The sequence below is a fragment of the Rahnella sp. RcJ3 genome (assembly GCF_009498575.1).
GTDB lineage: Bacteria > Pseudomonadota > Gammaproteobacteria > Enterobacterales > Enterobacteriaceae > Rahnella > Rahnella aceris.
This window is the reverse complement of record NZ_QSNX01000013.1, coordinates 26,228-40,087: the sequence shown is the minus strand read 5'-3', so window position 1 is coordinate 40,087 and position 13,860 is coordinate 26,228. Positions and strand designations below refer to the sequence as shown.

Genomic DNA, 13,860 nt, shown 5'->3' with positions numbered 1-13,860 from the left:
GATGAAAAAAATCACCCTGGCGCTTACCCTGCTCGCCTGTGTCACCAGCACTTCTGCCCTCGCCGCAGAAAAAACATTCCCCCTGGAAGCCTTTAGCGCAGTAGAAGCCAGACAGGGCATTAATCTCACCATTAAGTGTGCCGCAACGCCGTCTATGGTGGTCTCCGGTTCGCAAGACACGCTGAATAAATTGAAAGTCACCCATGACAATCACGCTTTACTGCTGGTCAATGATGCCGCTGAAAATGATCGCTTTATCTCGCACACGCTGGATATCACCCTGTATACCAGCGGCCCGCTGAACAGTCTGGCCGGAAAAGCGGGTGTTAAAATAGCCGCACCGGCCTGTGCGGTGGATCCGAAAACACTGGCCGTTTCCGGCAGTATGGGCACGGATATCCGCGCTGAAGGCAAAACGGCTGAACTGAATCTGGATCTGGCCATGGGCGGGAGTTTTAACAAGAAGCCTCAGAATTTTACGGCGGAATCGGCTAACGTGCGCATGAGCATGGGCGCGGAATCCTCACTGTGTCATATCCCCAAAATTCAGGGCACGCTTGCGGCAGGCGCTCGTGTTTCCGTCAGCGCCTCTGCTCAGGTGGATACCGGTTCTGCCAGCTCATTTGCCAGCGAGATTTCCACTTCTGGCTGTGCTTAACGCGCCTGATTAACTGTCCGCCTGAAAAATACAGACCTGCCATCTGACCGGCAGGTCTTTCAGCGGAGCACAGGCGCCATACGCCAGACAATACACCCCGTCGTTTTCAATCAGCCGGTGATGTAACAGGCCGATCTCTTCTTTACGCTCATCGTATACGTGCGCGATGCCACTGTGCTGCGGGATGGCACAAAAACCGGCGAGCGACTGCGTAAGGCCGGTTCCCCTGACTTTGAGCCACGCTTCCTTCACACTCCACAGTCGGGTAAAACGCAACAGGTAATGCGCCTCATCTTCTGCCAGCCAGTGCTGTTCATCAGGGTTGAAAAACCGGCGGGCGATGGCTTTTTTCGCCTCAACGTTTCCGCTGACTTTTTCCAAATCCACCCCGACCTCTGCCCCGCGACACAGCACAATCGCCGCCGAAGTTCCGCTGTGGGATAAGTTGAAGCACAATCCCGGGAAATCAGGGAGCCAGGGCTTACCCTGAGGCGTTCTTGCGATACTTAACTGTTCATCGGTCACTGATAAGTAGCCCGACAATACCTGACGCAGCCAGCACTGCGCCTGCTGTCGCAGCAGTTGCCCTGACAGCGACGCCTCAAAGTGACGGAGCAGGCAAAGCCCCTCTCCTGCCTTCAGTTCAGGCAGGGGATCACAGTGGGAGATTGAGGGTAACGCGGCAACCGGTTCGATCATGGCGATTCTCCAGAGACAGATACCCGCCATGACTTTCAGCGATTTGCCGGCACAAAATCAGCCCGATGCCACTGCCATTGGGTTTGGTGGTATAGAAAGGAACAAACAGATTTTTGGGATTGGTCAGCCCGACACCCTGGTCAAGAATGGTCACAAACAGACAGCCTTTTTCTTCTGACCATTCAATACACACCGGCGCCGTGGTATCGCTCATCGCCTCATCGGCATTCTTAATCAGGTTGATAAGCAACTGATGGAGTTGCACCCGGTCGACATTTACACTCAGCGGCGCCGGGCCTTTCAGGGTAATTTTACGGTGCGCAAACAACAGCGGCAGCTCCGCAATCAGGGCGGCAAAATCAAGCGGTGCTTTGACGGGGGGGGCGAGTTTACTGAGCTGGCGGTAACTGCTGATAAAAGCGATAAGTTCTTTGGCCCGGCGGTTGATCAGATCGATGCCTTCCGCAAAGCCCTCCGGCAGGTTTTCTGTATGGCGGCGATAATGCTGCTGGAGCATCTGGCTGATGGAGGCAATCGGGCTAAGAGAATTGTTTATTTCATGGCTGATCACCCGCAGCAGGTTTTGCCAGGCTTTTTGTTCTTCCTTACGCAGCATGTCGTCAACATCACTGACAAACAGCAACACGTTTTGGATCCCGTCCACCATATAGGTGTCACTGGACACTTTATAACGCCCCGGACGCCCTGCATGACTGGACTCCACCGGATGCTCCCGGTTGGCATTTTGCAACAACGTATCAAGTTGCCAGTGACTGCATTTTTCGCCAATCAGCTTTTCCAGTGATGTGCCCAGCATCCGCGAGGCCGCATCATTACACCACATCAGCCGGTTATTGCCGTCAATCGCGAAAATCGCCACCGTGATATTAGAAATCACTTTTTGCAGCAGAAAATCCATTTCTCTTTGCTGCTGGCGGTGGCGGGATAACTGACCCGAAATGGCGTTGATCTGTTCAATGACCCCTTCAAACACCCCTTCCCCGCTGGTCACACCGCGAAGGCTAAAATCTTCCTGCTCAACGGCTTCTAACAGGTTAGAAATCACATTGATTTTGTAGAGAAGTTGCTGGAAAAAGTGATAGGAAAAATACACTAACGTGACGCACAGAATAAAGAGCGTGAGAAATTTCAGGTAGAGAGACTGCTGTGGGAAAAACCACAGCAGCAGATAGGCAACAACGCCCCCCAGCGGGGACAAACTGCACAGTATTAAATGACGTGACTCAAAGGATCGAAAAAGTTTACTCATGACAGATTTTTAATTTATCCAGTCGTCGGTAAAAAGCGCTGCGACTCAGCCCTAACGATTCTGCCGCTTTCACTGCATTCCCGTCATAGTGACGCAGGCGCTGTAAGAGCACAGTTTCTTCCACTTCTGCCAGCGTGCCCGTCTCAAGTTGCGTTACCGGTTTTTGTTGTGGCTCATGACCGCTGTTTTGCCCCTTCACAGGCAGCGGCAGGCAAAGATCTGCCAGGTCGATCGTATTATTGCGGCAAAGCAATACGCCGCGTTCCAGCAAATGGCTCAGTTCTCGGATATTCCCCGGCCATGAATATTCATGCAGCCCCTGTCGCGCCATCGCCGATAATACCGGTTTAGGTTTACTGTATTTGCGGGCAAAACGTTGCAGGAAACGTTCGGCCAGCGGCTCAATATCTTCCTGCCGTTCACGTAGCGGCGGTAACGGAATTTGAATAACATTCAGCCGGTAGAGCAAATCCTGCCGGAACCGCCCTTCAGTCACGGCTTTTTCAAGATCCGTGTTGGTGGCCGCAATGATGCGGCACTGTGTGGTTTGCGTCCGTGATGAACCCACGCGTTCGAACTGCCGTTCTTCCAGGACACGCAGTAATTTTACCTGCTGGGACAAGGGCAAATTGCCAATTTCATCGAGGAATAATGTGCCTTTATCGGCCAGTTCAAAGCGTCCGATACGATTTTCCCGCGCATCGGTAAACGCGCCTTTTACGTGCCCGAACATTTCACTTTCAAACAACTGCTCATTGATGCACCCCATGTTAACTTCAACAATGCTGTGCTCACGGCGGGATGAGAGCTGATGGATATAGCGGGCGAGCAGGCTTTTGCCGGTGCCATTTTCACCCAGAATCAGGATGCTGGTATCCGTGGCAGCCACGGTTTCCACCACGTTGATTAACTGCTTCATGGCCTGAGAGCGGACAACCCATTCATTGCCCATGTCATCTTCAAGCGCCATTTTCAGCAGCTTGTTTTCTTCTCGCAGGCAATTCCCGGAGCGTCTCGCCTGGCTCAGTGCAATCTGTTGCTGAACAATGCTTAACAGGCGTTCGTTATCCCAGGGTTTTTGAATAAAATCCGCCGCACCGGCCCGCATGGCGCTGACGATGATGTCAACACTTCCCCATCCCGTCATGGCTACAGCGGGCAGACAGTCATCAAATTTTTTTAACTCATCCAGCAGTTGCAAACCTTCCAGACCCGACGTGGTGTCTTTCTGGAAGTTCATGTCCATCAGTACCAGATCAAAGGGCTTTGCGGACAAATGTGACAATAAACGGTTGGCCTGCGTTTCCAGCGTCACGTCATACCCTTCCATACGGAGCAGCATGTCGAGGCTGGTCAGAATGCCCGCGTCATCATCAATGACAAGAATACGTTTTTTTTCGTTCATTAAAGCATCCGGCTTGTGCCGCCGCACCCGTCAGGCACGGCGACAGATTATTCATAGCGAATGGCGTCCGCAGGCGACATCCGAATGGCGCGTCGGGAAGGCAACCAGACCGCTAACGCCACAATTAAAGAAATCATGACGGCGACACCCCAAAAGAGCAGTGCAAAGGAGGTATGCCCGTTGCCCAATATACGCGTCAACTTGGGTGCGACAAAGAAGGCCAAAGGCAACCCGATAATCAGTCCAATGAATAATTGCTTACTGCCCTGAAGCATCAGCATCCGTAACAGAACGCCTTCCGTTGCCCCCATCGCCATACGCACCCCGATCTCCTGAATACGTTGATTGATCACATTGCGCATCACGGCATAAATACCGGTGGCCGCCAGAATGACCGCGACCAGACCAAACAACATAAAGAGGTTGGCAATGAAATGCAGCCCGGCGGTATTCCTGGCCAGACGTTGATTCAACGTTTGCACCTGATTAACGGAGAGCGTGCTGTCAATCTGGCGCACCGCATTCATGAGCGCAGGCCCTAACGTATCAGGATTCTGAGCCCTGAGCACCAGCGTTAATGACGCCGCGGGTATTTGCGCCAGCGAGCGGTAAACCGTGACCCGCTGGCGGAACGCGCTGAAAGGCCGGCCATGAATGACGTTCGGCACCACACCGATAACCGTGAACCAGCGCTGATCATCCGTATCACGAAAACGCAGGCGTTTTCCGATGACATCCCGCTCACCGGGCCAGAACTGCTCCGCAAACGACTGGCTGACCACCACCACGGGCTGTGAGTCCTGCGTATCACTGCTGGCAAACTCCCTTCCGGCCACCGGCGTGATCCCCATTGCCGTCAGGCTTCCCGGCATCACCTGGACATCATTGACCAGAGGATAAGACCAGCGGTCTTTGCTGTTGTTGGTAGACGAATCGATATCCACCTGACGGGGTACGGTAAATTGTCCGACGGCACTGGTGGTGATGGCCGTTTTTTCAACACCGGGGATCCCGCTGAGGGACGATTGCAGGCGCTGATAGAACAGGATCCGGCTCGCATCATCAGGATACTGGTTGGCATTGAGGTTAATCTGACCGGTGAGATAGCCCTGCGTCGCCACCCCGTAATCGGCACGGGTCGCCTGGTAAACCAGCAGCGCCAGCAGCGCACTGATGCATAAAATGGAACAGGATAATCCGACTTCAAACGTCACCAGAATACGGGACACCCTGCCTGCCCCGCGACTTTGCGCGCCCCGCGTTCCATCACGCAAAACATCGTTGAAATTACCGTGGGTGATTTTCCACGCAGGCAATGCACTGGTAACGACAGCCGTCATGATGACCAGCACTAACGCATTGAGGATCATGACGTTATCGAGTGACAAATGCCACCAGAACGGAATTTTGTTCGGTACGAACGTCGGCAGTAATGTATTGGTGATCTCGAGTCCCCAGGCGGCGAGCAGAACGGCGATGATGCCCGAGAAGGCGCAAATAAATAAGCTTTCCCACATCATTTGCATGACCAGACGACCGGAAGGCGAGCCCAGAGCAACGCGGATAGCGATTTCTTTTGAACGCTCTGTGGTTCTTGCCAGCAATAAGTTACCGACATTACAACACGCCAGCACCAGCACAAAAGCCACGGCAAAAAGCATGACGATGAAGATCGGCATGGTCTCCTCACCCATGAAATTTTCCTGGAATGTCAGTACCTGCGCCGACAGCCCTTTATTGCTTTCAGGATACTCAGAGGCCAGCGACTGCATCACCTGAGCGAGGTCACCGTCAGCATCGGCGAGCGGAACACCGGGTTTCAGGCGCGCATAAACGGATACTTCCGGCGCACCTTTGCGGACCAGATACTGTGCAGGATCCAGCTTAGAAGGCAGCCAGAGATCATGAAAGAAAGGAAAGGCAAAATTGGCGGGCATAATGCCCACAATGCGCGTGTGTATCCCATTGATCAGGACATCTCTGCCAATGAGTTGCGCATCGGCAGCAAAGTAGTTTTGCCACATGCCATAGCTGATAACGGCAACCGGTGTCGCGCCAGGCTGGACATCTTCACTGTTCAGCACCCTGCCACGATAAGGCTGGATGCCAGTATAAGAAAACATCTCCGGCGTATTGCGGATCGCCATATAGGAAACCGCTTTGGTGCCGTCACTGATATCGGCACGTTCAGCATAAAAATAACCCACGTCATTGAGCGTGGTATTGCGGGCCTTAATTTCCTGGTAGTCCAGGAAGTTGACCCCAGAGTCACTCAGACTGACGCCGTTGACCGTCGGGTTTACTAACACCATGTTTTTCCCGTCCGGATAAGGAAGCGGCGTAAACATGATGGTGTTAATGACTGAAAACATATAAAGCGTCAGTGCCAGACCGCAGGACATGATGAGCACGGTGATAAAGGTAAATGACGGGCTTTTGAGTAACAGGCGTAAGGCATATCGGATATCAAAAAGCATTTTATGCTTCCTTTATCAGGGTCAGTTCCCGTGCCACATGTCCGTCTCCGACGACCTGCCCGTCAGAAAGCACGATGCTGCGCTGCGCCCGCTCGGCTGAACGAGGATCATGGGTGACGATGCAGATCGTGGCGCCCTCCTGATGTAACTTATCGAGAATATTCAGCACCGCCTCGGCATTGTGGGAGTCCAGGTTACCGGTCGGTTCATCCGCCAGAATGATGGAGGGATTGCCCACGATAGCCCGTGCGACGGCCACGCGCTGCTGCTGTCCGCCGGAAAGCTGCGAGGGATAATGGCGTCCCCGGTGGGACATATTGACCTTGTCTAAGGCTTCCGCCACTCTCTGCTGCCGTTCAGTTTTAGAAATATCCTTGCGGTAAGTCAGTGGCAGGGAGACATTTTCCTCAATGGTTAAATCGCTGATGAGATTAAATGACTGAAAGATAAAGCCGATATCACGATTTCTCACCAGGGCACGCTGCTTTTTAGAAATATTTTCCACGTTGTGCCCGGCCAGCTGATAGGTCCCGGTAGAGGCCACATCGAGCAGACCCAAAATCGAAAGCAGCGTTGATTTACCACAGCCTGAAGGCCCGGAAATCGCCACGTATTCCCCTTTGGAAATGCTGAGCGTGATCTTGCTCAGGGCGTGTGTCTCAATTTCATCGGTCAAAAAAATCTTATTCACGTCAGTGAGTTCTACCAGTGATTCCATCATTTTCATCTCCATCGCATTGTCCTGTAAGCTGGCGTCTTTTGCAGGTGAGCCGGCATTATTTAGTAATCTCAATTTGATCTGCCCCTTGCCAGGCGCTGCCGTCACTGAGAATAATTTTATCTCCCGCACGCAGTCCACTGGTCACCTGAATATAATCCGCAGATCCCTGACCAAAGTTGACCTTCATTTTGGTGGCAAAGCGTTCCTTTTCATCGAGCCGGTAAAGCATCGAAGGTAAATTATTCTGGGCAAACGGTGGCCGCTCAACGTACAGGGAATCATTAATTTTTGTCACTGCGATTAAACCATCAACGCTCAGATCAGGACGGGCTTCCTGCGGCAGTGGTTGATTGAATGTCACATCCACTTTAACGGTGCCATTGGTCACCGCAGGATCCACCCGTGACAATACCCCGGTGAACTGGCTGCGTCCGGTGTTAATGGTAACCTGCTGCCCGACGGCAAGATCACGGGACTGTAATTCCGGCACTTTGAGTTCAGCATAAAGTTCCTTTTCTTTCGCCAGACGGGCAATACTGGTGCCGGTGGTGACCCGCTGGCCGACCTGGACTTTCACATCCTGCAAAATGCCTTCAATCGGTGAGGTAACATTCAGCGAATCGACTTCCTGCTGGCTCAGCAGCACCAAAGATTCCAGTTTGTTAAGGCGCATCGCACTGGCTTTGATATCAGCATCAATGCTCAGCTTGAGTGTTTTTAATCGTTTTTCCTCAAGCACAACTTGCTGACGATATTGTTCAGTATTAATACGGGTCGTTTCGTATTCCAGCATCGGCACTGCCGCAATATATTTCTTTTGCGCAGCAAGCCGCATCGTAGAGCTGAGTAACCGGCTTTTCGCATCCAATACCAAGGCTTCCTGACTCAGAATTTTATTTTGTAATTCTGCATTAGTGGCGTCAGTCTCAGCCCGGCGGGCATCCAGCTCGAGCCGGTTTTCCTGTAATTTTTGTTCCAGCGTCGGGTTACTCATTCTGACCAATAACTGGCCTTTATTCACCTTCATGCCAGGTTTGTAAATGACCTCTTCCACGCGGGCATCAACATTGGCCGCAACCCAATTGATATCACGCGGTAACAGTACCCCGTTACCCCGCACTTCAACCGAGAAATTTCCATATTGAACCTGCCCGACCGCGATACTCCCGCGGGAGATCTGATAAGGCGAAAAACGGTAATTATAGATTGCCGCCAGCGTGGCTAAAAAGAGTGCGCCCGCAACAATAAATTTGCGGTATCGCTTCAGTATGAATTTATTCCCGGGTTGCGGGATTGATATGTCCATAATAATACCTTTTCTGATAACTCCTTACCCATGAGCACAAATCGTGCCAACCTTTAAATTTAATTAACTAACTGATTTTTATGTGTTTTTTAAAAAGTCGCCAATTACGCCTTTTCCCTTAATCATTTTCTATCTCATTAATGGAACGAAAATCGGGACGGCATGCCCTGATTACCCTCTTTTGCCTGCGAAACCCCACGCATATCATGCATTCCCAATATTGGGATATTAAATCAGGCAAGTTAATTAGTGTGTTTCGAAAATGGGATTTTACTATTTACATAACAGGAAAGAATAATAATATCCATTATAAACAATAAGTTGAAACAAATAAAAACATGGCATAGTAATTGCTTAGAGAATAGCGGGGACGGTATTCCAATTTTAAAAATTTGTTCATCACTCATTAATTACGCAGAAGGGGTGTGTATGTGGGAACGCAAACTATCGAACGCTGAAAAAAGTCTTTTCACACAGAAAATAACCGAGGATCTCGATAATCGTCATTTGACTATCTATGGCAAGCACGCTCATACAGACAAAGCATTATGTATTGTTAAGATTATTAATTATATGCTGGAGAATATTTCTGACGAGATCACACTTGAAGATCTGGAAAAAATATGTGGTAAAACCCGCTTTGATATTTGCCGCATATTCAAACATTTCTATGATGTCACGCCTATAAAGTGGATGTGGAAGGTCCGGCTGGCGCTGGCCAGGGAATTTATCCATTTAGCCCCTGAGTGGTCTTTGACAGATATCAGCTATGCTTGTGGATTTTCGTCGCTGCCGCATTTTTCCCGAAGTTTCAGCAAGACCTATAACGAGTCTCCGCTCAAATTCAAACAGAATGTCATCAGGACAACACGCCCGGAAATAAAAAAAGAATCATCAGATTATGATTTCATTTTCGGCATCCAGAGAAACAACTTTTCAAGAAGTATGTTAATCAGCAACCTGCACTTCTTATAATTATTAATAAGATTTCTTATGCCATTTTTTATTATTCTCTACACGCAATATCAGTTTTGGTTCATGGAAAGATGAAAAATCCTCATGCAAAGTATCCCTCAGAAAGTTTGAAATATAATTGAAAACAACAGGGTCACGTAATGCGCCGTTGTGGCCCTTTCCCTCTGTAACGATTAATTCACTTTTCTTCAATGAATGGCTCAGTATTTCGGCCTCATCCAGTTCAATACTGAGATCATTCTTATCATGCAATATCATGACAGGTTGCGTTATTGAACCGATAAGCTCGGGACCAATAACATCAGGATGTACACCATAGCGGCGCTGATAAAGCTTTTTCATCGATACGGCAATGCGCCTGGGCAGTTTATTATTGCGCACATATCTGTCCATCATTTTCCCGTAACTGCACGGACTGCCGATTAAAATCATCCGTTTAAAAAGCAGTCCCTGTAGCGCGGCCATGCAGCCAATTAATCCGCCGGTCGAATGACCAATGATCACAGAGAAGTGCCCGTAATGCTTTTCCATCTCCATGACGGCCCGCGACAGATCATAGAAAGACACTTTTTTTCCGGGAGAAATACCATGTGCGGGCAGGTCAGGCGCAAAAACCGTATAGCCTTTTTCCTGCAACCGCTGCGCCATCTGCCGTAACATTATACTCCGGCCATCCCACCCGTGAAGAAGCAACACTTTTTCTGCCTGAGGATCCGCTTGCGGATAAATGAAGACCTTAACAAAAGATTTGCGCCAATAAAGCTCCTCCTGCACGCAGCGACTGAGCAGCATGATTTCCCCCTGCTTATAGGGTAAAGGCCGGGTCTTTTCGAAAAGACGCAACGCGTATAACGCAGAAAGATAGGAAGACATGGCATGCAGGGAATATAAGTCGAATAAACTGATTAATTTGCATGCCCGGGTATAATGCGTCGCAGGCCTTATTTTGGCTTTCATCAGTAACGTCGGACGCAATCGCATAATGACCAAAACCCGCAGATAATTTTGGTGAACCAGCGATAAAAACAACAGGACCGGATAAAAGAAGCTATAAAACATTCTCACTTCCTATTTTATTGGCCAGCCGCCAGTATTCTCTGCCGAACGCGATAAAGTACACCACATTAAAGACAATGATCAGATTCATAATACTTTGCAGTTGCGAGAACTTATCCCATCCCACCAGCAAGGTGATGACAGTCAGCAATTCGATGATAACGGTTAATACCAATACCCGCCGGGCCTGTTCTAATTGTTCCAGCAATGCCTGAAGCGAGGCAACAAAAGAGGTCATGAAAAACGTCGGTAACAGAATCAGTAAAATCTGGCTGCTGACATCCTGAATTATTCGGTCACCGGACAGAATTTTTATCAGACTCACTTCGGTGAAATAGACGCCGGAGGTCAGCAGAAGGTAAATAATGCAAATAAAGGCTAACCCACGGTGCAGCAATCGTTTTAATTCTTCTCCGCTGCTGATGGCCAGCCGCTGGTTAATTAATATCGCCAGCGCGGATCCGCAGGCCACGGCGGGGATGACAATAAACATCCGAATCTTGGTCACAATAAGAAAACCGGCGACATATTGCTCACCCAGGGTGCCGATTAACGGGAATATCAGCAGAGAACTGAAAAACAGTACCACTAACGAGGCAAAAATGGGCATCCCCACCTGAAGCAAAAGCCCGCTGAGACGCGGAATAAATGCGCCGGGGCGGTCATCTTCCGCATGGCGACCGGTACGCCGTACCAGCCAAAGCGCGACAGGGATAAGCAGAGCAGAAGCCAGGGCGTTGGAAATAATAATCGAATTGAAGCCTAATCCATAAACCTGATAGCCGGTGTAGCAGATCAACGCATTCAGCACGATATACGCGATGACTAACAGCATGCTTAGCGCGCTTTTCCCCTGCCCGCGCAATGCGCTGTTACACATCTCAAGCTGAATAAACGGCAGCATGGAAAGGAAATAGAGCGGTAATGCCGAGGAATAAAATGCATTGCCGGCGACCGGCAACAGGGTTTGCAAAAGAGGAGCGCAAAGCGCCGTCACGCCGCTCAGCAGCGCCACAATCACGATGCCCAGTGTCGCCAGCAGGGAGGTCGCCGCCAGTACCTTTTGGCGGGACCACATATTCAGCGAACGGGCACTGAAAACCTGATTGGTGATAGCCAGGCATTCCAGAATAGCCAGGAATAAGAAACTGAACGGCTGGAGCATCGAAAGCAAATAAATTGAACTGGTTTCTTTCCCGTGCCCCAGAATCGCGGTCTGAATGTTTTGCGAAAATGAGACGGCAATGGCCACCACGATCATCGGCCAGGCTAACTTCAGCAGGTCCGCGATATCTTTGCTCAGGCTGTTACGCCGTAGCAACGTCATCTCAGGTGAAGTATTCATACTCTACGCTCCTGACGTGCTGGCAACACGGTTATGGCAGCGTCTGCGGCCTTCCCGTACAGGCTGTAAATCATCATCGACAGGTAAGAAAGGCTGTGCGTCGAGCCTGATAAATAGCCATGCCCGCCCATCAGTTTTTCTGCCCGGTTGGTTAGCTCCGTAATCTGCCAGTGATCCGCTTCCGGGTCAGCATAGTCCTGCGCCGTAATGCGCATCTGCCACTGGAGCAAAAGTAAATCTGTCTGGTTGCTCAGATCGGCAAAATCCGCCTTCACTAACTGATGTCGGGTGGTTTTTATGCCAAAACTTTTTCGCGCGGATAAGTGCTTCCAGCTCACCGCCAGGATCTGGCTCAGGAGCCCCAGGCGCGCCGCAAAAGAAGCCATCAGCGGGATCGGATCATCAGTGATGGTTTCTGTGCCGGTATGCTGCAAAGCAATCCCGAGTGACGCCAGAATACGATCAGACTCAGCGTGCTGCTCCGCGCAGGTTTCACCTTCTGCTGCCAGAATCTGATACCCGCCGCAAAATACGCCGCTGGCCGGGTTGGCCCATTTCTGCCGCATCTGCCGGAAGGCTTCTGCCGGCTCATGGTCCCTGAACAAAAAGTAAAGTCGGGTAAACTCTGCTTCACACATCAGAGCTCTCCAGTTGCAGATGCTGTTCAATCCATTGAATAAGTTTCCCGACAGTGGTGAAGGCATCCTGGTTGATTTGATCAGGTTCAAACATCAGGCCGGGGATCTTTTCTTCCAGCGTTAATAAGAACTGCACAAATAATACTGAATCGAGATCCAAATCTTCATTAAAATCCGTTTCCGGCGTGATGTTGATTTTTGCAGACATGACATCATTTAATGCATCATTAACGGCTGACAGAAGTTGTGACATGGTTTACCTCATTATTTTCGTTTTTTTCAATCAGGATACAGGACATCGTTATCCCCATCCCCATAGCAACACAGAGAATTCTTTTACCTTCGAAGCTCTTTAATAAAGAAGACAAGTTAAATAAAATATCGGAGCAATAAGCGTGTCCATATCCTGATATATGCTCAGTAAAAAGCTCGCCCTTGAAGTTCAGTTTATCGGCAATTCTCCTGAGCATGGGTAAATCTATATTACCCGGAACAATCGCATCTATATGGTCAATCGTAAGGCTAAACTTATCCAGTACGTAAAGATAGAAATCATAATAATCTTGTTCGAGTGAGGAGAAAAGTTCCCGCCGTCGGGCAGCCGGAAATTCTCTGTGATTATTATAAAATGAAGACAGATGCCGCACGGCGGTTTGCTTGATTTGCCACGGTGAATGCCCCGCATTGAGGAGCATGGCAGCAGGAATTTCCGCCATAACACTATTATCAAGCTTATTAATATCACAGTGGAAAGCCTTTTCACCGGTGATGAGGATCATCGGCAACTGGCTTTTTATTACCCGGTTCTTTAATAAATGAATCGCCGACAAAGCCGATGCGCAATGATTGAGACTAATTGTTAATTTTTCCCAATGCCCGATTCCACAACGGGCCGCTATCTCATCAAGCCAGCAGTCATCAAAAAAAGTATTATGCGTTTGCGTTTTTGCATAGACCAAATATCCCCGCCCCTTAGCGACATTCAGATTTTCATTCACCAGAGTTGAAAGGGTTTCATGTAACATTTCTGTATGGCTACCAGAGAACATTCCCACTGTGTGCAGAGAGTAATAACGTTCAAGTACCTTACGCGCGCCTGTTTTTAAATTATGAGATGATTCAAGCGTACTTAATGGCCTTAAAGAGATGCGACCAGGCAACCAGCATAAATCATTAAGTGGCAACATATATTCTCACAGGGAATTATTTTAGAGTTATTATAAACGCAGTCCATAATCCCAGAAAAAAAACGTCTTTTTTGCCTGCAATTGCTTAAAGGGCAGGAATTCCCATTTTTGAATCCCAAAAAT

At 49.5% G+C, this 13,860-nt stretch carries 13 protein-coding genes; 2 read left to right on the top strand and 11 right to left on the bottom strand.

Features of this window, described 5'->3' with window-relative positions; all coding sequences use genetic code 11:
* Position 1 precedes the first annotated feature (1 nt).
* Positions 2–658: a GIN domain-containing protein gene (locus DXU84_RS17280; RefSeq protein ID WP_013577958.1), complete on the top strand. Its 657-nt coding sequence runs from the start codon at positions 2–4 to the stop codon at positions 656–658.
* 9 nt (positions 659–667) lie between these two features.
* On the opposite strand, the gene DXU84_RS17275 is transcribed toward DXU84_RS17280, so the two are convergent.
* Genes DXU84_RS17275 through DXU84_RS17250 form a run of 6 tightly spaced genes read right to left on the bottom strand, consistent with a single transcriptional unit; the run spans position 668 to position 8,536 of the window.
* Positions 668–1,357 carry a 4'-phosphopantetheinyl transferase superfamily protein gene (locus DXU84_RS17275; RefSeq protein WP_153376323.1) on the bottom strand — a complete coding sequence of 230 codons (690 nt, stop codon included), beginning with the start codon at positions 1,355–1,357 and terminating at the stop codon, positions 668–670.
* Positions 1,314–2,627 (bottom strand): PAS domain-containing sensor histidine kinase, encoded by a 1,314-nt coding sequence (locus DXU84_RS17270; protein WP_119262382.1) that lies wholly within the window; start codon positions 2,625–2,627, stop codon positions 1,314–1,316. The genes DXU84_RS17275 and DXU84_RS17270 overlap by 44 nt, the downstream gene beginning before the upstream one ends.
* Complete coding sequence (locus DXU84_RS17265) at positions 2,620–4,032, bottom strand: sigma-54 dependent transcriptional regulator (RefSeq protein ID WP_013577961.1); 1,413 nt, start codon at positions 4,030–4,032, stop codon at positions 2,620–2,622. The genes DXU84_RS17270 and DXU84_RS17265 overlap by 8 nt, the downstream gene beginning before the upstream one ends.
* Before the next feature lie 47 nt (positions 4,033–4,079).
* On the bottom strand, positions 4,080–6,509 hold the full coding sequence (locus DXU84_RS17260) for an ABC transporter permease (protein WP_013577962.1): 2,430 nt from the start codon (positions 6,507–6,509) through the stop codon (positions 4,080–4,082).
* A 1-nt stretch (position 6,510) separates the two neighbouring features.
* Positions 6,511–7,227 (bottom strand): ABC transporter ATP-binding protein, encoded by a 717-nt coding sequence (locus DXU84_RS17255; protein WP_037033254.1) that lies wholly within the window; start codon positions 7,225–7,227, stop codon positions 6,511–6,513.
* A 58-nt stretch (positions 7,228–7,285) separates the two neighbouring features.
* Positions 7,286–8,536 (bottom strand): efflux RND transporter periplasmic adaptor subunit, encoded by a 1,251-nt coding sequence (locus DXU84_RS17250; RefSeq protein WP_153376321.1) that lies wholly within the window; start codon positions 8,534–8,536, stop codon positions 7,286–7,288.
* A gap of 429 nt (positions 8,537–8,965) precedes the next feature.
* Between DXU84_RS17250 and DXU84_RS17245 the strand changes: the two genes are divergently transcribed.
* Positions 8,966–9,511 (top strand): helix-turn-helix transcriptional regulator, encoded by a 546-nt coding sequence (locus DXU84_RS17245; RefSeq protein WP_013577965.1) that lies wholly within the window; start codon positions 8,966–8,968, stop codon positions 9,509–9,511.
* A gap of 3 nt (positions 9,512–9,514) precedes the next feature.
* Here DXU84_RS17245 and DXU84_RS17240 read toward each other — a convergent pair whose 3' ends face one another.
* The 5 genes from DXU84_RS17240 to DXU84_RS17220 all read right to left on the bottom strand — a co-directional run bounded on the left by DXU84_RS17240 (position 9,515) and on the right by DXU84_RS17220 (position 13,737).
* Entirely contained in the window at positions 9,515–10,570 is a 1,056-nt protein-coding gene (locus tag DXU84_RS17240; RefSeq protein ID WP_013577966.1) for an alpha/beta fold hydrolase, read from the bottom strand.
* Positions 10,560–11,912 (bottom strand): MATE family efflux transporter, encoded by a 1,353-nt coding sequence (locus tag DXU84_RS17235; RefSeq protein WP_112197103.1) that lies wholly within the window; start codon positions 11,910–11,912, stop codon positions 10,560–10,562. Before DXU84_RS17235 ends, DXU84_RS17240 begins: the two co-directional genes overlap by 11 nt.
* Complete coding sequence (locus DXU84_RS17230; RefSeq protein ID WP_228389021.1) at positions 11,909–12,478, bottom strand: hypothetical protein; 570 nt, start codon at positions 12,476–12,478, stop codon at positions 11,909–11,911. Before DXU84_RS17230 ends, DXU84_RS17235 begins: the two co-directional genes overlap by 4 nt.
* A gap of 64 nt (positions 12,479–12,542) precedes the next feature.
* A complete protein-coding gene (locus DXU84_RS17225; RefSeq protein WP_013577969.1) occupies positions 12,543–12,803 on the bottom strand; it encodes an acyl carrier protein in 261 nt (86 codons plus the stop codon).
* Positions 12,778–13,737 (bottom strand): 3-oxoacyl-[acyl-carrier-protein] synthase III C-terminal domain-containing protein, encoded by a 960-nt coding sequence (locus tag DXU84_RS17220; protein WP_121019847.1) that lies wholly within the window; start codon positions 13,735–13,737, stop codon positions 12,778–12,780. The genes DXU84_RS17225 and DXU84_RS17220 overlap by 26 nt, the downstream gene beginning before the upstream one ends.
* Positions 13,738–13,860: the final 123 nt, after the last annotated feature.

Coding starts and splice junctions, on each gene's coding strand:
- DXU84_RS17260 (WP_013577962.1), bottom strand. CDS start 6,509: ATGCTTTTTGATATCCGATATGCCTTACGCCTGTTACTCAAAAGCCCG.
- DXU84_RS17280 (WP_013577958.1), top strand. CDS start 2: ATGAAAAAAATCACCCTGGCGCTTACCCTGCTCGCCTGTGTCACCAGC.
- DXU84_RS17255 (WP_037033254.1), bottom strand. CDS start 7,227: ATGGAATCACTGGTAGAACTCACTGACGTGAATAAGATTTTTTTGACC.
- DXU84_RS17275 (WP_153376323.1), bottom strand. CDS start 1,357: ATGATCGAACCGGTTGCCGCGTTACCCTCAATCTCCCACTGTGATCCC.
- DXU84_RS17245 (WP_013577965.1), top strand. CDS start 8,966: ATGTGGGAACGCAAACTATCGAACGCTGAAAAAAGTCTTTTCACACAG.
- DXU84_RS17225 (WP_013577969.1), bottom strand. CDS start 12,803: ATGTCACAACTTCTGTCAGCCGTTAATGATGCATTAAATGATGTCATG.
- DXU84_RS17230 (WP_228389021.1), bottom strand. CDS start 12,478: ATGCGGCAGAAATGGGCCAACCCGGCCAGCGGCGTATTTTGCGGCGGG.
- DXU84_RS17270 (WP_119262382.1), bottom strand. CDS start 2,627: ATGAGTAAACTTTTTCGATCCTTTGAGTCACGTCATTTAATACTGTGC.
- DXU84_RS17265 (WP_013577961.1), bottom strand. CDS start 4,032: ATGAACGAAAAAAAACGTATTCTTGTCATTGATGATGACGCGGGCATT.
- DXU84_RS17220 (WP_121019847.1), bottom strand. CDS start 13,737: ATGTTGCCACTTAATGATTTATGCTGGTTGCCTGGTCGCATCTCTTTA.
- DXU84_RS17240 (WP_013577966.1), bottom strand. CDS start 10,570: ATGTTTTATAGCTTCTTTTATCCGGTCCTGTTGTTTTTATCGCTGGTT.
- DXU84_RS17250 (WP_153376321.1), bottom strand. CDS start 8,536: ATGGACATATCAATCCCGCAACCCGGGAATAAATTCATACTGAAGCGA.
- DXU84_RS17235 (WP_112197103.1), bottom strand. CDS start 11,912: ATGAATACTTCACCTGAGATGACGTTGCTACGGCGTAACAGCCTGAGC.